Source organism: Cyanobacterium sp. T60_A2020_053 (assembly GCA_015272165.1).
Classification (GTDB): Bacteria; Cyanobacteriota; Cyanobacteriia; order Cyanobacteriales; family Cyanobacteriaceae; genus Cyanobacterium.
Genome location: JACYMF010000037.1, coordinates 22,514 through 42,635 on the forward strand (window position 1 = coordinate 22,514; position 20,122 = coordinate 42,635).

The window sequence follows — 20,122 nt, forward strand, 5'->3', positions numbered from 1 at the left end:
AGGTTGAATAAAAATTACAATAAATGTTTTAAATACTTAGCCAAATAAGATGTTTGGGATTTAGCGATTGTTTCAGGAGTACCAAAAGCAACAATTTCACCCCCATTATTACCCCCTTCTGGACCTAAATCAATGATCCAATCAGCGCCCTTCACCACATCCAAATTATGCTCAATTATCACCATAGAATTACCTTTATCAGTCAACTTTTGTAAGACATTTAATAAGTGGTGAACATCATAAAAAGATAAACCTGTGGTAGGCTCATCAATAAGATAAATGGTTTTACCTGTCGCGCGCTTCGATAACTCAGAAGCCAACTTCACCCGTTGCGCTTCCCCCCCAGAAAGAGTTGGCGCACTTTGTCCTAATTTGACATAATTTAAACCCACATCCATGAGAGTTTGCAGACGACTGACAGCGCGCGGAATATTCTCAAACACCTGCAACGCTTCCTCCACCGTCATATCCAACACATCTGCAATAGAATAACCCTTATATTGTACTTGTAAGGTTTCCCTATTATACCTAGCGCCCTTGCACACGTCACACTGCACATAAACATCAGGCAAAAAATTCATGGAAATAACGTTAACCCCTTGCCCCATACAGGCTTCACATCTTCCTCCCTTCACATTAAACGAAAAACGCCCAGCCTTATAACCCCTTGCCTTCGCTTCCACCGTGTGGGTGAATAACTCCCGAATCACGTCAAAAAGCCCCGTATAAGTAGCAGGATTTGAGCGCGGAGTGCGCCCGATGGGAGATTGATCGATGACAATTACCTTATCAATAGCTTCTATGCCTTCTAAAGCCCCTAACTGTTTAGGAAAAGGCACATTGCGATTAAGGTAATGTTGTAATGCAGGGTAAAGCAAATCATTAACCAAAGTTGATTTACCGCTACCAGATACCCCCGTAATACATACCAACTTCCCTAAGGGAATTTCCACATCGATATTTTTTAAATTATTGCGGTGACAATTTTGCAGAGTTAAAAACTTGCCGTTACCTTCCCTTCTGGTGGTGGGTATGTCAATTTTACGCCTTCCCGATAAATAAGCGCCCGTCACCGAATCTTCACAAGCCATCACCTCTTGCAAAGTACCTTGTACTACAATAGTACCACCATGAACCCCAGCCAAAGGACCAATATCGACAATATGATCAGCGCCCTTCATGGTATCCTCATCATGTTCCACCACAATCAAAGTATTATCAAGGTCTCGTAATTTTTTGAGAGTAGCCAAAAGACGATCATTATCCCGTTGATGTAAACCGATGCTAGGCTCATCCAATACATATAATACGCCAGTTAAACCCGAACCGATTTGAGTAGCGAGGCGGATGCGTTGCGCTTCTCCCCCCGATAAAGTCATGGCAGGGCGATCCAAAGTGAGGTAATCTAAACCCACATCCAATAAAAATTGTAACCGCGCTTTGATTTCCCTTAACGCTAAATCGCCGATTTGAGCTTGTTTTGGAGTAAGTTTAATGTTATTAATTTTGGTGAGACAATCACGGAGAGGGGCGCTGGATAACTGATCAATGGTATATTGTCCTAATCTTACCGACAAAGCCTCTGGTTTCAAACGCTTACCGTGACAAGTTTCGCAAATTTGTTCTTCCAAATACTGCTCTAACTTTTGCTTAATAATGTCAGAATTACTTTCAGCGTAAGTTTTTTCCAGCATGGGAATCACCCCACGATAATAACCATGTTGTAAATTTTGGATTTGTTGATCGCCGTAGAGGATAATCTGCTGCTGCTGGGGGGTTAAACTCGACCATTTGGCACTTAACTTAAAATTATATTCCTTAGCGACATATTGCAACAAAGAGAGATAATAAGGGTTTTCTTTTTCAACCCAGGGAGCGATGGCAACGGTGACGGGCGCTTGAGGATTGGGTATGATCAAATGGGGTGAAAACTGCTTAAAACTACCCAAACCGTGACAACTTAGACAAGCGCCGTAGGGAGAATTAAAAGAAAATAAACGGGGTGACAACTCCTCCATCACCGCGCCATGAATTGGACAAGCAAAATTTTCCGAAAACACAACTTCAGCGCCCTTCCTTTGCGCCTCCGCGCCTTTGCGTGAAACATCATCCAAAGCGCCCTCCGCCTCACTTTGATGATCCAAAACCTCAACTATTGCAATCCCCTCAGCTATTTTTAAGCAAGTAGAGAGAGAATCTGCCAACCTTTCTTGAATAGTGAATTTCACCATCAAACGATCAACTAAAACGCTAATATCATGTTTCTGTTGCGCTTTCAACTGGATATTATCCGCCAATTCCCGAATTTCCCCATTAATTTTCACCCTCACAAAACCCTGAGAGCGTAAACTAGATAATAATTGCTGATGATTACCCTTTTTGCCACGGATGACGGGCGCTAGAAGATGTATTTTCGTTTTTTCTGGTAAAGCTAAAATGCGATCACACATTTCATCAATAGTTTGCGGTGCGATGGAATGATCACAAATGGGACAATGGGGAATACCTGCCCTACCATATAGTAACCTGAGATAATCGTAAATTTCCGTTACAGTGCCGACAGTTGAGCGTGGATTGTGGGAAGTGGACTTTTGATCGATAGAAATAGCTGGAGATAAACCCTCTATACTATCCACGTCTGGTTTATCCAACTGTCCTAAAAATTGCCTAGCATAGGCGCTTAATGATTCTACATAACGGCGTTGCCCTTCTGCGAAAATAGTATCAAAAGCAAGGGATGATTTACCGCTACCTGATACCCCCGTAAAGACGATTAATTGATTGCGCGGTAATTCTAAATCGATATTTTTAAGGTTGTGTTGACGGGCGCCTTTAATGATAATTTTGTCGGACATGGAGATAATTATTGTTATGTGAATCTATCGGCATAAAATATATTACTATCTGAAGTTACCTACAATAAACTTTAAAATACTAAATTTTCGTTCGCACTTGACTTCTGAAACTATTAATATCTCGTTTGATTGCGTGGCATCAGTTACTATAATTATCTCATAAAAAATATTTTAGAAAATAATGTTTCATAATCGTCCTAATTTTACTTATTTTTCCCAGTCTTTAGATATTAAAAATAAGTTTGCTTTAATTCTTACCGCTACCATATCTGTTGATAATATACCTAAAGCTTATCCTTCTGATAAAAATGTGCGAGAACAACAATATATGCGAACACTTAGATATTATCTTTGTAATTATCCTGATTTAAGGAAAATTATTTTTATTGAAAATTCAGCAAGTTCTTTAGATAATCTTCAACAGCTTGTATTAATGAATAATCTTTACCAAAAAGAGATAGAATTTATTTCTTTAGACACTAATCTTTATCACAGTCAAAAAGGCAAAGGATTTGGAGAATGCTTATTACTTCAAGAAGGTTTAAGTAAATCTCAATTAATCAAAAATGTGACTCATTTTGGCAAAGTTACAGGTAGAATTATACTGAGGAATATTATGGATATTATGAAAACTATTCCTGCTAATTTTGATTGTATTTGTGATTATAAAGATCAAGGCTATAAAGTTAAGAATATTTTGTTTAATCAAAATAAATCTCCATTTTGTGATACACGTTTCATCGCTTTTAGTAAAAATTTTTATCAGCAAAATCTAGTAAATTTGCACATTAATTTTTTAGCAAATCAACCAAATAGTTATTTTTGTATAGAGAGTGAATATTTTAAAAAAATTAAATCTTTAGAAAATCAAAGTAATATTATCAAACGTTTTAAAATAGAGCCTAAATTTCAAGGAATATCTGGTCATACCGGAAGTAAGAAATATGGTGGTAAAAATTATAACTCACCCTATGAAAAAATAAAGTTTCATATAAGAAATTTTCTAAGAAAAATATTACCCGTATTACATTTATGAATTAAATAGATAAATCCAGCGCCCGTCAAACTAACTATTAGCCCTCGATTCATCTTAATTTTAGTTGATAGATAACGGTGAAGGGCGCTGTGAGAATTAGATTTAGAGCTAATAACATTAGAATGTCATCATTTACCAACATAATTTAGATATTGTCTTACAAAACACATTATTCTTGCTAAAATTACGGTGTTAATTATTAGCTCAGTTAATCATAGCAATTATTGTGAAGATTAGGCACAAGACGATACCCCTAAATCCCCCTTTACAAGGAGGACTTGAGAATAATCAACTTACCTCATTATCATGAAAAACGCTATATTATCAAACAAGCCCTACGAATTAGTGTTATTTAAAAATATCTATGACAGCTTCAGTCTGTTAGAGAGTTAACAAGATGAATTTTAGCCATATTGAATTTTCCACAGAAAAAGAAAGAATCGATTTATTGCAATTACTTGCTTTATATCATAAAACCGCTTTTTGGGCAGAAAATCGTTGTTTAGAAGATTTACGCATTGCCATTACCCACAGTAATCCCATTGTCTCGGTGTGGGATAACCAAAAGCTAATCGGTAGCGCCCGTGCCACTTCCGATGGGATTTATCGTGCTACCATTTGGGATGTTGTTATCGATCCAGAATATCAAGGCTTTGGCTTGGGGCGCAAATTAGTAGAAACTATTATTAGTCATCCTTTAGTTAACCGTGTGGAAAGAGTCTATTTAACTACTACCCATCAACAAAATTTCTATCGTAAAATCGGTTTTATCGAAAACCAAACTACTACAATGGTATTACAAAATAATTATCTTCATACCGAAGATTTATTTACCGAGTCTCAAAGTTTGGAAACGATACCTCTAAAGTAGTTGAAATGGGGATAATATTTTGAATAGTAATTTTTCCCCCCATTACTTCTATTAAAGTAGAAGCTAAACTCATTTTCAGTCCTGCAGATAATTCAGGATTTTGATTAAGTTTCTCTATTTCTGTCAAAGGCAATTCACTAAAATTAATTGACTCACTAAAAATATATTCATCATAGGGTAATGATAATTTAATAGTAGTGTTTTGATCTTGACTTTCAGCACTTAAAAGAATAGTAGCTAACTCAAAATGAGCGATAACTACCTCTAGTAAATAACAGAATCCTTGCAGTAGTTTTTCTTGATCAACATAAAGAAAACAATCAATCATATTTTGATCTAAAACTAGATTGATGTTACCATTAAAGGCTTGAATTTCCATTATTCTTATTAAAGAAGCCAGAAACTCTTTACTTCTAATAATTTTTAAATCTAAAGATAATTTACCTACATTAAGTTTAGATACTTCGATGACTTGATCCATCAAATTAAGTAGTTTTTTAGCATAGTCATAAGCATTTTTGATAAACTCTTTTTCTTCTTGAGGATTTTCGCACAAATCATTAAGTATTAACTGATGTAAGCTCATTAAACTGCCGAGGGGCGCTCTTATTTCGTGCGCTACTCTACCTAAAAAACCAGCATGAAAGTTAGCATTTTGTACGGCATTTTGATAGGCTATTTTTGTTGCTTTCAACTCTTGTTTTAACTCAGTGTCACTCATAACTTTCGATTTATTAATATATTAGAAACAGAGAATTTAAACTTTTTATTAAAAAAGTATAGTTTTGGGTAAATTATAATCCTAAAGTTCTAAAACTAAACAATTTTCTTGAATCATCAATCAATTTTTATTTAAAAAAAACACATATATAGCGATTCCAAATCAAGTCTGCTGAGAAAATGCAATCGTTAGGTGTAGGGCAAAGGTTAAAATTGTTATATATCAAAGACTTTGGCTTACTAACTGTAGTTTATACTAAATGTGGAAAAGAATAAAAAACGGGAACATAGAAAAGGAAAATAGAGAGAAAATAGGCCTTGCTAATTTTAGATATGAAAAGACTTAAAATACATCTTCTCTCCTGCGAAAAAGTGTTAGTACATTTTTGAACTTTAGATAGTGAATCAATAATGATACTGAATATTTTAACCTTTGTTTTGTTTCCTTCATCTTACCAAACTAAAAAGCTAATTGAGATAAACGAGCTTGTAGCATGGCAGGAAAAAGATTGTAATAACGTTGGTTGAGGGGCGAAGGATGGGGAAGAGGATAAATGGTAACTTTTTTTTGGTAGGATTTGCCCACTTTATCAGTGGCAATTAGGTTCACCTCAATACTTTGATGATAACGTTGATCGGCATTACTCCAAAAATTATTAAAAGTTTCTTTATCGCTATAGTTTTGATACCATTTGAAGGCTTCTGTGCCTAAAGTAATAATTTGATTTCCCTGCCAATGAATGGTTAAAAATTGTTCAATAAAAGGGCGAAATCTTTTTTTAACTTTTACCGAATAGGCTTTGTTTTCAGGTGGTTTATAAGGCACTGTATTCGTTAAAATTGCTCTTTCTGCAATGGTATTTAATTTAGATTGCTCATTAGTTTTTTCTCGGTGGATAGCCTGATAAAATACTTGGCGAACTAATGTACCAGCTTGACCGATTAACGGTTGACCAGCCATAACTTCATCTCTGCCTAAATCTCGACCGAAAAAGCAAATATTACTTTTTAGATTACCATAATATAAAATAGGTTTTGTGGCTTCTTTTTTCGCTGATTGATATATAGCTAAATCGAGAGGAAATTCTTCCCTTTTTGCTTCTTTTTCGATGTCTTGGATTAATTCTTCTAAAGTTATATTTACCATTTTCTTGAATAGTTAATTATGTTGGATTGAAAATTATTATCTTAAATTTATTGTTTATTTATAATTTTTTTTACAAAAAATTGATATTTATGATATTGTCTAAATAATAAAAAACTATTTACTTTTAGTCTGATATAAAGGCATTAGTAATATATTCTTTATAAGTTCTACATTGACAAAAAAGAGAAAAAAAGTCAAGAAAAATTTATTTTTTATGATCTCAATCTCTGTAAGGGTAGAATAATATTTAATCTCTATGAGAGATAGTCATTTAAAATGACAATGACAAGTTTTCGTACTATTAATAATAATCGCAAAATATCAAATACTGGGCAATTTCCAACGTAAAAATTTTGAAATTTGTCTCAATCTGAATCGAAATAACTATAATAGAAAATAATTTAGGACTGCTATAGAATGAATTATCAAGAAAAAGTAGATAAACTAAAAGACCAATTACAAAAAGCAAGTTATGCTTATTATGTGTTAGATCATCCTATCATGGAAGATAGTATTTATGATCAACTTTATCGAGAGTTATTATCTATAGAAAATGAATATCCTGAATTAATAACTCCAGATAGCCCCACTCAAAGAGTAGGAGATAAATTATCCAGTCAATTTCCTTCAGTTTCTCATAATATACCTCTTTATAGTTTAGATAATGCCTTTAATTTTCAAGAGTTGGAAGATTGGCAAAAAAGATGCCAAAAATTATTAACAGAAGTAGTTAACTTTGATTATATTTGTGAGTTAAAAATTGATGGTAGCGCCCTTGCCCTTACTTATGAAAATGGTGTATTAGTAAGAGGTTTAACCAGAGGAGACGGCAAAATAGGAGAAGATATTACCCATAATATTAGAACCATCAAAACTATACCATTAAAACTACACAGCGCCCCTCACCCAAGCATTTTAGAAGTGAGAGGGGAGGCTTTTTTACCACTAGATGAATTTATCAGAATTAACCAATTAAGAGCAGAAAATAATGAGAGTTTATTTGCTAATCCTCGTAATGCTACGGCTGGAACATTAAGACAATTAGACCCTCAAATTGTCAGCGCCCGTCGCCTACAATTTTTCGCCTATAATCTTTACATTCCCGAAAATGATCTAATCATTAATAGTCAAAAAGAAGCCTTAGATTATTTATCACAAATAGGTTTTTTAGTCAATCAAAATCATCAAGTTTGTGATAATTTAAATAGTGTTATTAATTACTGTGAAAAGTGGGGAGATGAGCGTCAAAAACTACCTTATTTAACCGATGGAGTAGTCATTAAAATTAATGATTTATCATTACAAAATCAATTAGGTTTTACCCAAAAATTTCCCCGTTGGGCCATAGCTTATAAATATCCAGCCCATGAAGTACCCACAACCGTAGAACAAATTACCGTCAATGTGGGGCGCACGGGCGCTGTTACCCCCATGGCAATCATGAAACCTGTCAATGTGGGAGGAACTATGGTGCAAAGAGCTACTTTACATAATCAGTCTTTTCTGTCAGAATTGGATGTTAGGGTGGGTGATACTGTGATTATTCGCAAGGCTGGAGAAATTATCCCCGAAGTGGTGCGAGTGATACCCGAATTACGACCCGAAAACGCTCAACCCTATCATTTTCCTAGTCATTGCCCTGAATGCAATTCGGAATTAGTGCGCCCTGAAGGAGAAGCTGTCACCCGTTGTGTTAATAATTCCTGCCCTGCTATTTTGCGTGGTAGCCTGATTCATTGGGGGGGGCGAGGGGCGCTGGATATTAGTGGTTTGGGCGAAAAAATTGTCGCTCTTTTGATGGAATATAAGTTATTAAAATCTATTGCTGATTTGTACCGTTTACAAGTATCTGATCTCATTTCTTTAGAGAGAATGGGCGAAAAATCAGCTACTAATTTAATAGAAGCGATTGAAAATAGTAAAAAACAACCATTTTGGCGAGTTTTATATGGTTTAGGAATTAGGTATGTGGGCGCTGTTAATGCTCAAATTTTAGCTACAAATTTCCAAAATATTGATAATTTAGCAACGGCGGAATATGCTCAGTTAGAATCAGTATATGGCATTGGACAGGAAATCGCTAATTCAGTGCTGGAATGGTTTACAGTTAATTCTAATCAATCTTTAATTGCTGATTTAAAAATATTAGGTTTAAAGTTTAGTACAGAAGAAATAGTTATTAGTAATAGAGAAAGTAGTTTAATTTTAGAGGGAAAAACTTTTGTAATTACAGGAACTTTGCCAAGTTTAAGTAGAGAAGAAGCCAAACAATTAATTGAACAGGCAGGAGGTAAAGTGACTAATGCGATTAGTAAAAAAACTGATTATTTACTAGCAGGAGAAAAAGCAGGATCGAAATTAACTAAAGCTCAAGAATTAGGTATTAAAATTATTGAGCAACAACAATTATTAGATTTAATTGAAAAATGAAAAGCAAAAGTTAAAATGCTGTAAAATCAATAATTGTTCATTACCAATTCCTAAATTTTGTTAACATGAAGTTAAAAAACTCCCTAAATTCTTACAATGAAAGTAGGAAGCTATTAATTACTAAGGATAGAATATGACTATTTGGGTTAACGAACAAATTGACAGTTGTGGCATTATTCAAGCCTGTATTGCTGGTTGTGACGAAAAAGCCGCCTTAGAATGTCATGAGGATTGGCAACAAAAATTAACTACAGAGCAACAGAAACAAGGTTGGAAAGCAGTATTAAGAAGTGTTAGTAGCTGGGATGAAGTGCCTGTTAACGCTTTAAAATTAAGTTAAAGCAGTAGGTTGGGTTGAGGCAACGAAACCCAACAAATAGTAAAACTTGTGGGATAAAATTCCTGTTAACCCCTGAAAATTAAGCTAAAGTTATCGGTTGGGTAGAGGTAACGAAACCCAACACAAGTTTTGTAATAAATACATCAACATAATTTATTTATGGGAAAAAAACCCACCAGCTTAGGTACAAAGTTATTTTTATCTCATCTGGCAGTAATGGTCGTGGGTTTGAGTACATTTTTTGTAATTGCCAAATTTTCTTCACCGCAATTTTTTGTTTTAAGATTAGAACAATTAGAACAAAAAGGATTTATTACGGTTAGGTCTGCTAAAACTTATTTAATAGAAGGATTTGAAACGGCGTGGAATCGTAGCGCTACTTGGTCATTAATTATCGGTAGTGGCATGGCTGGAATGCTTAGTTTTTATTTGAGTAAGAGAATAATGAAACCTCTAATGCAAATGAAAAATATTACTCAAAATTTTGCGAAAGGGCATTGGGAAGAAAGAATGCCGGAAAGCGAAATCGCTGAATTAAATCAGTTAAGTATCAGTTTTAATCGCATGGCAAGTAGTCTGGAAGATGTGGAAGCGAGACGAAGGGATTTAGTGAGCGATTTAACCCACGAATTACGCACCCCTTTAACGGTGGTGAGGGGATATTTAGAAGAGTTGGCATCGGGAGATATTGAGCCTTCAGCGCCCCTCTTCCTTAACCTAGTGAGGGAAACGAGGAGATTAGAAAACCTTACCCGTGATTTACAAGAATTATCAAAAGCCGAAGCTGGTTATCTTTCCATTAATGTGAAACCTTTTCACGTTTTACCTTTGTTAGAGTCTCTAGTGAGACGATTTCGAGATCAATTATTGGAAGATGGTCCAGAATTAAAGTTAGATTATCCTGCTTCATTACCTCTGGTGATGGGGGATAGTGATCGCACGGAGCAAATTTTAGTTAATCTGTTAGGTAATGCTATTCGCTATACTGAATCTGGTTTTATTACCATTTCTACTGCTGTGAGGGGGAAATTTTTATGGATTACGGTGGCTGATACGGGTATAGGTATTAGTGAGGAAGATTTACCTCACATTTTTGAGCGGTTTTGGCGCGCTGATCGTTCCCGTTGCAGTTATTCTGGAGGTAGTGGCATTGGTTTAGCGATTACCTTGCGCTTGGTGGAGTTACAGGGGGGAAAAATTGAGGTTGCAAGTAAACTACATCACGGTACAACTTTTCGTTTTTCTATTCCCCTCAAATAGCAGGAGATTTGTAAACTCGAACCAAAAATCTAAATTTTGGCAGGGGAGAAAGCAGGGCATTTTCAAAGTCAGGTACAAAATTGATTTGTTTTGCAGAGGAAGCAGAGGAAGCAAGGGAGAAAGGGATATTTTTGCTATTAATTGGTTTGTTAGTAATTAAAAACCTCTAGGAGCATCTTTTTTCATCAAGCAGAAACAGGACTTATTTCGTCTTCTCGAAAATGAGCTTTGAATTTTTTGTTAAATTTAACCAGATAAGGTAAATTTGCGCTCACCGGGCGCCCTTGCCAATTGGTGACAATCTCGATTAATTCTCCTTCCATGCCTTTTATGTCAAAAGCAGTTTTTTTGTATTCGGGGTGATGATAGACAATTACAGATGCGGTTACTTTAACTTGATCGCCAACTTTCATAGTTTAGATAAGATTAATAATAGATTCAATAAAATATAGTTAGTTAGTCTCCCTTCAGGAGTAATCGGTTTTTTTCTCAAAAAAGACAACCTCATTATATTCTCATATTTCGTCATTTCTGCCAACTTTTAGGCTAATTATGATTGTTGTTAAAAGGGCAAGGGGCAAAGGTAAATTAAAAGATAGCTTGGACTACCATTAAATTTGCTTACGTCTGAAAAGATAGAGTTTTAAACTTGTCAATCTGCGATAATGACAAAACGGGTTAAGATATATTAAGCTAATTTTTTCAGCATTATAAAAAACTGAGATCAGCAAAATTGAGGAAATAAAATCATGCCCCATTCTATTGTGACAGATGTTTGTGAAGGTGTAGCGGATTGCGTGTCGGCTTGTCCTGTTGCTTGTATTCACGAGGGAGAAAGCAAAAATATTAAAGGTACCGATTGGTATTGGATTGATTTTGATACTTGTATTGATTGTGGCATTTGTTTACAGGTTTGTCCGGTGGAGGGCGCTATATTACCCGAGGAGCGTCCAGAGTTACAAAAAATGTCCTAATCTTAATTAGGGTTTACCGAAAAAGTGAACTCATGAAGGCAAATTGACAATTGATAATGGACAATGGACAATTAAAGTTTTACAAGATAATTACCAATTATAGTTAATTTCACCAAACCCTTATGAGTAAGTTGCTGGAAGTAAATAATGTTTACGCTGGATATATCAAAGATTTAAACATACTACAAGGTATTAATTTTTGTGTTGAGGGCGGAGAATTAGTTACGGTAATTGGACCGAATGGCGCAGGTAAATCCACTCTCGCTAAAACTATTTTTGGTTTATTAGCACCTAATGAAGGGGAAATCATTTTTAAGGGTGAAAAAATCAATGGCTTAAAACCTAATGAAATTGTTAGGCGTGGAATGTGTTATGTGCCTCAAATTGCTAATGTTTTCGCTTCTTTGACGGTGGCTGAAAATTTGGAGATGGGCGCTTATATTTTGTCTGGCTCTTGTCATAGGCAAAAAGAGTTAATTTATACTATGTTTCCGAAGTTAAAGGAAAGAGCAAAGCAGAAAGCTGGTACTTTGTCGGGGGGTGAAAGGCAAATGTTAGCTATGGGTAAGGCATTGATGTTAGACCCTGATTTGTTAGTATTGGATGAGCCTTCGGCGGCGCTTTCTCCTATTTTAGTGAATAGTGTGTTTGAGCAAATCCAAGCAATTAATGCCACAGGAAAGGCAATTATTTTGGTGGAACAAAATGCGAAAAAGGCTTTGATGATGGCTCATCGAGGCTATGTGTTAGAAAGTGGTAAGGATGCTATCACGGGGAGGGGCGCTGATTTATTAAATAATCCTCTCGTAGGTGAATTATATCTCGGTGTGGTTCATAAATAAGGGTTGCTGAAAAACTAATGTCGTGAGGACAAATTGACAATGGATAATTGACAATTATGAGGTTTTACTATGCCTGTGTAGTATGTGTAATTTCGTAATCTGCTTTATATCATGTTCGGATAGTCTATTACAAAAGATTATATCTTCGTCATTTACCCACCGTGTAATGAATTACACGGAACCAATAGTATGTCGTTCAATAAATTGAACTAAGATATTGATATTACTAATTTGTAAGTGGTCAAGTGAACTTGATATTAACCCTTATGAATAAACATTTTTGATTTATTTAGCAGACCCTAATTATATAAAAAGTAGTATCATTAAATAAAGGTAAAATGTCCTAAAAAATATGACAAATTTAACCATTGATATTCAAGCAATTAGTCTCAGTGATGAGCAGTTTTTTGAGTTATGCCAAAAAAACCGTGATTTGAAATTTGAACTTAGCGCCCGAAGAGATTTAATTATCATGCCACCTACAGGAGGAGAAACAGGCAATCGCAACATTGAAATTGCTTATCAACTACAAAAATGGAGTAGAAATAATCAAAGGGGTATTGCTTTTGATTCTTCCACTGGTTTTAAATTACCTAACAGCGCCCACCGCTCTCCCGATGCTTCTTGGCTAAGATTAGAAAAATGGCAGAGTTTGACTCCTTCTCAACAACAAAAATTTTTACCTTTTGCTCCTGATTTTGTGATTGAATTATTATCCCCTAGTGATAATCTCAAAGAGACTCAAAATAAGATGATAGAATACATAGAAAATGGCACTCAATTAGGTTGGTTAATCAACCGTAAAGATAAAGAAATAGAAGTTTATTATCAAGATAAAAGTAAAGAAATTTTACAGCAACCTAAAGCAATTTCAGGGGGAGATATTTTGCCAGACTTCACCTTAGATTTACAATTTATTTGGTGATGGTAGTTTATTATAATGAATAAAAGTAGCGGCAAAATGTCCTAAAAAATATGACAAATTTAACCATTGATATTCAAGGAATTAGTTGTAGTGATGAGCAGTTTTTTCAGTTATGCCAAAAAAACCGTGATTTAAAATTTGAACTTAGCGCCCGAAGAGATTTAATTATCATGCCACCTACAGGAGGAGAAACAGGCAATCGCAACATTGAAATTGCTTATCAACTACAAAAATGGAGTAGAAATAATCAAAGGGGTATTGCTTTTGATTCTTCCACTGGTTTTAAATTACCTAACAGCGCCCACCGCTCTCCCGATGCTTCTTGGCTAAGATTAGAAAAATGGCAGAGTTTGACTCCTTCTCAACAACAAAAATTTTTACCTTTTGCTCCTGATTTTGTGATTGAATTATTATCCCCTAGTGATAATCTCAAAGAGACTCAAAATAAGATGATAGAATATATAGAAAATGGCACTCAATTAGGTTGGTTAATTAACCGTCAAAATAAAGAAATAGAGGTTTATTATCAAGATAAAAGTAAAGAAATTTTACAGCAACCAAAAAATATTTCAGGGGGAGATATTTTGCCAGATTTTACTTTAGATTTACAATTTATTTGGTAGTTATTTTGATTCATAAAGATATAAAAATCTATCATGGGTTTGAGCAAGGGGAAAAATGGCTTAACCGTTATGATGGCTGTCGCCCTATTTTCACTTGCACCCTAGGATTCACTGAAACAGCTTTAATTGATGGCATTTCGGCGGCGGGCGCCACTGGGTCATCTCGCCGTTATACCGCCGTAGCCGATGCAGAATTTTTGGTTAATGGTGTCAGCGCCCTCCCCCGTTATCCTTTACCACCCTTGTCTGAAGGCATTTCACCCACTTTTATCACCCGTGCGGTGGTGGAAACTTTACAATTACCAGTCTATATTTTTAATGCCGGATTGCCTGTCACTCCTTCTGTGCCGGTGATTGATTTGCAGGGAAAACCAGCGCGCTGTCTCTCCACAGGCAACGCCATGACTTTGACTCAGGTTAAACATTTATATCAACAAGGCTTGATGTGGGGTGAAAAATTAGCGCAGGAAAACCCTAATAGTTATTTAATTTTAAGTGAATGTGTGGTGGGGGGTACAACTACGGCGCTGGGAGTGTTGAGGGCGCTGGGCATTAACGGTATGGTCAATAGTAGCCATCCTGTATGTAATCACAGTCAAAAGGAAAAAATTGTCCAAGAGGGGTTGCAACGAGCCAATTTGCCATCTTCTGCTACGGCTTTGGACATAGTCGGAGCGGTGGGTGATCCTATGCAAATTTTTGTGGCAGGGATGGCGCTTTCCGCTAGTGGTTATCAAGGGGTAATGTTGGCAGGTGGCACACAAATGTTAGCGGTATTAGCTTTAATGCAGAGACTGGTTAGGGATGGGGTGACGGGCGCTAACTTTGATAATATCATTGTGGCTACGACTCGTTGGGTAGCTGAAGATACCACTGGTAATACGGTTGCTTTAGCACAAATGGTGGCAGACATCCCCCTTTGTGCCACTCAGTTGAATTTTAGTAATTCCATCTATCCTAGTTTACAAGCCTATGAGCGAGGTTTTGTCAAAGAAGGGGTGGGCGCTGGGGGAAGTGCGCTGGCATCTCATTTATTGCAGTTATCCTCATCTGAGTTAATGATTGCCGTGGAGGGTATTATTTCTCGTTTCTCCCATAGTACGATTAGCTAATAGCTGATCTTCTAAAGATGCGATACGATGATAGGCAGCTGTAAGTTGGGCTGTGAGTCTTTGCACTTGATCCTCACAGGATATACTATTTTCGTCACAGGTAAGATGAGAGTTTTGTCTTTTTTTATGTTCTTCTTCTTCTAAAATATCTTGATGTTTTTTTCCTTTTTTAGACTGTTTAGAATTTGTTACTTTATCTTCTATTTGTGATAATGAATTAATGGCTAAATCTTGCTGTCTAGCAGTAAAATCATTCACCAGTTCAAAATTTTCTGATGAGGTTTTTATGTTAAAGGATAAGTCTTCTATCCCTTCCCAACCTATGCGATTACCTAGTTGTTTGACGATAACATAAAGTCGATCTATCTTATGAGTAAGTTCCCATATTTCTTGTCGTTTTATTTCCATAATTTAATTATTTTGACCTTAATTCTGATAAATATTGTTAATTATCTTCATACTAAGATCATTTATCCCGCGCCCCTCAACTATTCCTGATTATTTTAATAATTCCCCTTTTTTTGGCAGGGTTGTTTTAAAGTAGTTATCAAAATGGATTTGTTTTGGAAAGGGAAGAAGGGGAGGTAGTGTTAATTCATCAGTAATTCAGCAATTTGCACGGCATTTAAAGCCGCACCCTTGCGAATTTGATCGCCACAAAGCCATAATTCTAAACAATTTGGGTGAGAAATATCTTGACGGATTCTCCCCACCAAGACATCATCTTTTCCTGTGGCATCTATGGGCATAGGGAAATAATTTTGTTGCCAATCCTCCACTAATTTCACTCCAGAGGCTTGAGAAATAATTTGTTTGGCTTCTTCTACCGCAAAGGGTTGCTCAAATTCTAAATTAATAGATTCAGAGTGCGCCCTCAACACTGGTACACGCACACAGGTGGCGCTAATATTCATGTGAGGTGTGGAGAAAATCTTACGAGTTTCATTAACCATTTTCATTTCTTCCTCACAGTAGTGATTATCGAGGATAGGAGAGTTATGGGGAAATAAATTAAAGGCGAGAGGATAGGGTAAAATTTCCGCTTGAGGATTTTCGCCGTTAAGAATAGCTTGGGCTTGGTTTTTCACTTCTTCCATTGCCATAGCGCCCGCACCGGAAGCGGATTGATAAGTAGAAACAATAATTCTTTTAATGGCTTGTCTTTGATGGAGAGGATAAATAGCGACTCCCATCAGAATAGTAGTACAATTAGGATTAGCAATAATACCTTGATGACTTAGTAACGCTTCAGGATTAATTTCTGGTACCACAAGAGGGACATTGGGATTCATGCGGAAGGCGCTAGAATTATCGATCATCACTGCCCCAGCTTTGACGATAGTATCCGCCCATTTTTTTGAAGTTGAGCCTCCAGCAGAAGCCAAGACAATATCAACATTATTAAAAGAATCTTCTTTCACCGCTTCAATGGTTAAATCTTGGTTTTGAAAAGAAAGAGTTTTTCCAGCCGAGCGAGGAGAAGCCAATAATTTTAAGTCACTGAGAGGGAAGGTGCGCTCATCTAAAAGGTTAATTAGTTCTGCACCCACAGCGCCCGTCGCCCCTAAAATTGCCACTCGCATTGATTTAGACAAATATTTTTCCTCCGATAAATAAAAAACTGTGTTAATTTAAATAATATTATAGTTATGATGCCCTATCATGTCTATTTTTCAGAATTATCAGCGCCCTTCACCTCATTGACAAAATTCTGTATTTATTTTTAGTATCAATTTTGTAGTTTTTTGTATAATTTGACTAAATATTTCAGGTTACAATAACTGTAAAGTTCTTTCTCACTGAGTAGGAGCTTGTAAATTTTCCTAAAATCTCTTCCCACGACAACAAATTTCATCAAATGCCAATTACATACAGTGTAATTGTCCATTGTCAATTTTCCATTATTCTCACGACACCACTTTTTCATCAGCGCCTATTTATGGAATCTTTACCTCATTCTACAAGGGAATTAACGGAAAATTTAACTCAAAGTTTGTCTTGGTTAGATAATTTATCTTGCATTTTTTACCGTTGTCGCAATACTCCTCAATGGCACATGGAATATATCAGTCGTGGTTGTGAAATAATTACAGGTTATACGGTGCAAGAATTTATTGATGATGAGCCTATTTTCTTTAATAATCTTATTCATCCTGATGATCGACTGCAAGTATGGCAGGAAGTACAAAAAGCGGTTGATTTACGTTCTTCTTATAATGTAGAATACCGCATCATTCATCGTAACGGTGAAGTGCGCTGGATGAGTGAACAAGGAGAGGCAATTTATGACCATAATGGAGAAATAAGTTACTTAGAAGGCATTGTTATTGATATTAGTGACAAAAAGAAAATTGAACAGGAAAAAACCCTGTTACTGAATCTGTCTCAAGCTATTTCCAGCGCCCCTGACTTTGAATCAGCGCTACTCTATACTATCGAACAAGTATGTCAGTTAACTGGATGGGATTTTGGGGAAGCATGGTTGCCTAATTTGTGGGGTGACTGCCTGAATTATTCCATCGGATGGTTTCCTCCTCACAAAAATAAATTATCACCTCATCATGTCTCGTTACAAGAATTTCAAGAAAAAAGCCATGCTGTAAGTTTTAAAAAAGGTAGCAGTTTACCCGGGAGAGTATGGCAGTCAAAACAAATTGAATGGATGAATGATATTGACAAGAATCCTTTATTCTCTCGCCGTCAGATGGCAGAAAATTGTCGTCTCAAATCTGCTTTTGCTGTGCCTATTGTTGCTAATGATGAAATAGTTGCCATTTTGGTATTTTTTCTGCGCCAAAGAATCATTGTTGATGCTAACCTGTTTTCTTTAGTAGAAATAGTTGCCCATCAATTAGGTAATATTTTTCGTCATAAACAAATTGAGTTAGATTTACAAGAAAGTCAAAGACAGCTTAACAGCTTAATTAAATCTACTTCAGGAGTGTTTTTTCGTATTAGTTATAATAGACAGTGGAGAGAAGATTATATAAGCGATACCTGTGATAAATTAACGGGATACCAACCCTATGAATTAATTAAAAATGACAATATCAATTTAGCTCAAATTACCCATCCCCTCGATTTGCAACGGGTGATTACTACTATCCAATATGCTATAAATCACCAGAAACCTTATACCATTGAGTATCGAATTTTTACTAAAGATAATCAAGAAAAATGGATTTGGGAAAAAGGGGAAGGGGTTTACGATGAAGATAATAATGTTTTGGGTATTGAGGGGTTTATTACTGATATTAGCAGTCTGAAATACATGGAGAGGGCGCTATTAGAGGCGGAAAATAAGTATGGCAGTATTTTTGACAATGCCATCGAGGGAATTTTTCAAACTACTACTAATGGTTATTATCTCAATGCTAATCAGGCTTTAGCCAAAATGTATGGGTATGATAATCCAACTCAATTAAAGGCTAGTTTAAACGATATTGAAAATTGTTTATACGTTAATCCCCAACGTCGTCAAGAATTTATGGAGGCTTTGGAAAAAAATGATGTAATTACTAATTTTGAATCTCAAGTTTATCGTCGAGATGGTAAAGTCATTTGGATTTCGGAAAATGCGCGCGCCATACGAGATATTAATGGTAATTTACTTTATTACGAAGGCACGGTAGAAGAAATTACTAAGTATAAGGAAGCACAGGAAAAGTTACAACGTCAAGCATTTTATGATTATTTAACTAATTTGCCTAATCGTAGTTTCTTTTTACAAAAACTAACTGATTGTTTATATAAAATCAAAAAATATGAACGAGGAAAATATGAATTTGGGTTACTATTTTTAGACTGTGATCGTTTTAAAATGGTTAATGATAGTTTAGGTCATCATATTGGGGATTTACTCCTCGTGGAAGTTGCTAAAAGATTGCGGAAGGCGCTGGGAAATACTCATGTGGTGGCACGTTTAGGCGGTGATGAGTTTACTATTTTGTGTTATCAAGTCAATAATATTAAACAGTTAATAAAAATAGCTGAAAAGATTAATGATGTTTTTAAACCACCTTTTTTAATTGAAAAACATCGTCTTTTTTGTGGTATTAGTATTGGCATATTTTTTAGTAGTAATTTAAGTGATCAAGATTTAAAAAGTGTTACTCCTGCTCAAATTATTCAATATGCTGATACTGCTTTGTATCGTGCTAAATCTAGTCGAAACAGCTATTATCAGATTTTTCGAGCAGAAATGCACAATGAAGCCTTAGCAGAATTACAATTAGAAAATGATTTACGTCAGGCGATTGTTTTAGAAGAATTCGTCCCTTTTCATCAACCAATAATTAATCTTTTTGATCAAAAAGTTCATGGTTTTGAAACTTTAATTCGATGGCAACACCCGATAAAAGGGATCATTTCTCCAGCTAGTTTTATTCCTCTTGCTGAACAAACTGGGTTAATTATTCCCATCGGTTTATGGATGTTTAAACAGGCTTGTTTACAGTGGGTGAAATGGCTTAATAAGTTTCCTGATCAGCTATTTTTTATCAGTGTTAATTTATCTTCTCAAGAGTTTAATGCTGATAATTTCTTAGAGCAAATTGACTTAATAATTAAGGAAACTAAGGTTAATCCAGCTTATATTAAACTAGAAATAACGGAAAGTTCTCCTATTTTACATGATAGCTCTGCTTTGCAACGGTTGAGGGCGCTGATTGACCGTAATTTAAAGTTATGGATTGATGATTTCGGCACCGGTTATTCTAGCTTAAGTTATCTTCATAAACTGCCTATTCATGGCTTAAAATTAGACCAATCTTTTACTTCTGATATTGAACATAATTTTATTAAGGCTCGAATTGTGGAAGCAATTTTTAGTTTAGCTCAAGATTTGAATTTAGAAGTAGTTGCTGAAGGTATCGAAACGGAATCTCAGCTAGAAAAATTGCAAGAATTAGGCTGTCAATTAGGGCAGGGTTATTTATTTGCTAAACCGATGAATGTTAAAGATATTGAGCGTTTTTTGAATTAGTCT

At 35.5% G+C, this 20,122-nt stretch carries 17 protein-coding genes; 11 read left to right on the top strand and 6 right to left on the bottom strand.

Translation table 11 applies throughout. The features are described 5' to 3' along the window. Nucleotides 1-14 precede the first annotated feature (14 nt). On the bottom strand, nucleotides 15-2,861 hold the full coding sequence (gene uvrA, locus IGQ45_05655; protein ID MBF2056707.1) for an excinuclease ABC subunit UvrA: 2,847 nt from the start codon (nucleotides 2,859-2,861) through the stop codon (nucleotides 15-17). 175 nt (nucleotides 2,862-3,036) lie between these two features. Between uvrA and IGQ45_05660 the strand changes: the two genes are divergently transcribed. Then, entirely contained in the window at nucleotides 3,037-3,891 is an 855-nt protein-coding gene (locus tag IGQ45_05660) for a hypothetical protein (protein MBF2056708.1), read from the top strand. A gap of 397 nt (nucleotides 3,892-4,288) precedes the next feature. Next, nucleotides 4,289-4,762, top strand: coding sequence for a GNAT family N-acetyltransferase (locus IGQ45_05665; GenBank protein ID MBF2056709.1), 474 nt, complete (start codon nucleotides 4,289-4,291; stop codon nucleotides 4,760-4,762). On the opposite strand, the gene IGQ45_05670 is transcribed toward IGQ45_05665, so the two are convergent. Together IGQ45_05670 and IGQ45_05675 are read right to left on the bottom strand one after the other, a co-directional pair. Continuing rightward, nucleotides 4,722-5,483, bottom strand: a complete 762-nt coding sequence (locus IGQ45_05670; protein ID MBF2056710.1) for a HAMP domain-containing histidine kinase — start codon at nucleotides 5,481-5,483, stop codon at nucleotides 4,722-4,724. The two genes, IGQ45_05665 and IGQ45_05670, sit on opposite strands and share 41 nt — an antisense overlap. 459 nt (nucleotides 5,484-5,942) lie before the next feature. Next, entirely contained in the window at nucleotides 5,943-6,629 is a 687-nt protein-coding gene (locus IGQ45_05675; protein ID MBF2056711.1) for a uracil-DNA glycosylase, read from the bottom strand. A gap of 417 nt (nucleotides 6,630-7,046) precedes the next feature. Here IGQ45_05675 and ligA point away from each other — a divergent pair, with 417 nt between their 5' ends. The 3 genes from ligA (at nucleotide 7,047) to IGQ45_05690 (ending at nucleotide 10,659) form a co-directional block, all read left to right on the top strand. After that, the gene (ligA, locus tag IGQ45_05680; protein ID MBF2056712.1) at nucleotides 7,047-9,059 is read left to right on the top strand and encodes an NAD-dependent DNA ligase LigA; all 2,013 of its coding nucleotides are present in this window, start codon (nucleotides 7,047-7,049) and stop codon (nucleotides 9,057-9,059) included. Between the two features lie 133 nt (nucleotides 9,060-9,192). Next, a complete protein-coding gene (locus tag IGQ45_05685; GenBank protein ID MBF2056713.1) occupies nucleotides 9,193-9,399 on the top strand; it encodes a glycogen debranching protein in 207 nt (68 codons plus the stop codon). 159 nt (nucleotides 9,400-9,558) lie between these two features. After that, nucleotides 9,559-10,659, top strand: a complete 1,101-nt coding sequence (locus IGQ45_05690) for a HAMP domain-containing histidine kinase (protein ID MBF2056714.1) — start codon at nucleotides 9,559-9,561, stop codon at nucleotides 10,657-10,659. 185 nt (nucleotides 10,660-10,844) lie between these two features. Here IGQ45_05690 and IGQ45_05695 read toward each other — a convergent pair whose 3' ends face one another. Beyond that, entirely contained in the window at nucleotides 10,845-11,072 is a 228-nt protein-coding gene (locus IGQ45_05695) for a ferredoxin-thioredoxin reductase variable chain (protein MBF2056715.1), read from the bottom strand. A gap of 336 nt (nucleotides 11,073-11,408) precedes the next feature. On the opposite strand from IGQ45_05695, the gene IGQ45_05700 reads away from it, so the two are divergent. The 5 genes from IGQ45_05700 to IGQ45_05720 all read left to right on the top strand — a co-directional run bounded on the left by IGQ45_05700 (nucleotide 11,409) and on the right by IGQ45_05720 (nucleotide 15,135). After that, nucleotides 11,409-11,633 (top strand): ferredoxin family protein, encoded by a 225-nt coding sequence (locus tag IGQ45_05700; protein MBF2056716.1) that lies wholly within the window; start codon nucleotides 11,409-11,411, stop codon nucleotides 11,631-11,633. Between the two features lie 122 nt (nucleotides 11,634-11,755). Beyond that, nucleotides 11,756-12,475: an ABC transporter ATP-binding protein gene (locus IGQ45_05705; protein ID MBF2056717.1), complete on the top strand. Its 720-nt coding sequence runs from the start codon at nucleotides 11,756-11,758 to the stop codon at nucleotides 12,473-12,475. A gap of 352 nt (nucleotides 12,476-12,827) precedes the next feature. Then, entirely contained in the window at nucleotides 12,828-13,400 is a 573-nt protein-coding gene (locus tag IGQ45_05710) for a Uma2 family endonuclease (protein MBF2056718.1), read from the top strand. A gap of 50 nt (nucleotides 13,401-13,450) precedes the next feature. Further along, nucleotides 13,451-14,023, top strand: a complete 573-nt coding sequence (locus IGQ45_05715; GenBank protein ID MBF2056719.1) for a Uma2 family endonuclease — start codon at nucleotides 13,451-13,453, stop codon at nucleotides 14,021-14,023. Between the two features lie 20 nt (nucleotides 14,024-14,043). Then, entirely contained in the window at nucleotides 14,044-15,135 is a 1,092-nt protein-coding gene (locus IGQ45_05720) for a TIGR00303 family protein (protein ID MBF2056720.1), read from the top strand. On the opposite strand, the gene IGQ45_05725 is transcribed toward IGQ45_05720, so the two are convergent. Together IGQ45_05725 and IGQ45_05730 are read right to left on the bottom strand one after the other, a co-directional pair. Then, nucleotides 15,079-15,543 carry a hypothetical protein gene (locus IGQ45_05725; GenBank protein MBF2056721.1) on the bottom strand — a complete coding sequence of 155 codons (465 nt, stop codon included), beginning with the start codon at nucleotides 15,541-15,543 and terminating at the stop codon, nucleotides 15,079-15,081. The genes IGQ45_05720 and IGQ45_05725 overlap by 57 nt on opposite strands. Nucleotides 15,544-15,725: 182 nt before the next feature. Continuing rightward, nucleotides 15,726-16,730, bottom strand: coding sequence for an aspartate-semialdehyde dehydrogenase (locus IGQ45_05730; protein ID MBF2056722.1), 1,005 nt, complete (start codon nucleotides 16,728-16,730; stop codon nucleotides 15,726-15,728). A gap of 263 nt (nucleotides 16,731-16,993) precedes the next feature. On the opposite strand from IGQ45_05730, the gene IGQ45_05735 reads away from it, so the two are divergent. Next, a complete protein-coding gene (locus IGQ45_05735; GenBank protein MBF2056723.1) occupies nucleotides 16,994-20,119 on the top strand; it encodes an EAL domain-containing protein in 3,126 nt (1,041 codons plus the stop codon). Nucleotides 20,120-20,122 lie beyond the last annotated feature (3 nt).

What these genes read in the sequence shown, in the direction of transcription:
- IGQ45_05665 (MBF2056709.1), top strand. Translation starts at nt 4,289, where the DNA reads ATGAATTTTAGCCATATTGAATTTTCCACAGAAAAAGAAAGAATCGAT.
- ligA (MBF2056712.1), top strand. Translation starts at nt 7,047, where the DNA reads ATGAATTATCAAGAAAAAGTAGATAAACTAAAAGACCAATTACAAAAA.
- IGQ45_05685 (MBF2056713.1), top strand. Translation starts at nt 9,193, where the DNA reads ATGACTATTTGGGTTAACGAACAAATTGACAGTTGTGGCATTATTCAA.
- IGQ45_05670 (MBF2056710.1), bottom strand. Translation starts at nt 5,483, where the DNA reads ATGAGTGACACTGAGTTAAAACAAGAGTTGAAAGCAACAAAAATAGCC.
- IGQ45_05725 (MBF2056721.1), bottom strand. Translation starts at nt 15,543, where the DNA reads ATGGAAATAAAACGACAAGAAATATGGGAACTTACTCATAAGATAGAT.
- IGQ45_05675 (MBF2056711.1), bottom strand. Translation starts at nt 6,629, where the DNA reads ATGGTAAATATAACTTTAGAAGAATTAATCCAAGACATCGAAAAAGAA.
- IGQ45_05710 (MBF2056718.1), top strand. Translation starts at nt 12,828, where the DNA reads ATGACAAATTTAACCATTGATATTCAAGCAATTAGTCTCAGTGATGAG.
- IGQ45_05715 (MBF2056719.1), top strand. Translation starts at nt 13,451, where the DNA reads ATGACAAATTTAACCATTGATATTCAAGGAATTAGTTGTAGTGATGAG.
- IGQ45_05700 (MBF2056716.1), top strand. Translation starts at nt 11,409, where the DNA reads ATGCCCCATTCTATTGTGACAGATGTTTGTGAAGGTGTAGCGGATTGC.
- IGQ45_05660 (MBF2056708.1), top strand. Translation starts at nt 3,037, where the DNA reads ATGTTTCATAATCGTCCTAATTTTACTTATTTTTCCCAGTCTTTAGAT.
- IGQ45_05735 (MBF2056723.1), top strand. Translation starts at nt 16,994, where the DNA reads ATGCCAATTACATACAGTGTAATTGTCCATTGTCAATTTTCCATTATT.
- IGQ45_05695 (MBF2056715.1), bottom strand. Translation starts at nt 11,072, where the DNA reads ATGAAAGTTGGCGATCAAGTTAAAGTAACCGCATCTGTAATTGTCTAT.
- IGQ45_05690 (MBF2056714.1), top strand. Translation starts at nt 9,559, where the DNA reads ATGGGAAAAAAACCCACCAGCTTAGGTACAAAGTTATTTTTATCTCAT.
- IGQ45_05705 (MBF2056717.1), top strand. Translation starts at nt 11,756, where the DNA reads ATGAGTAAGTTGCTGGAAGTAAATAATGTTTACGCTGGATATATCAAA.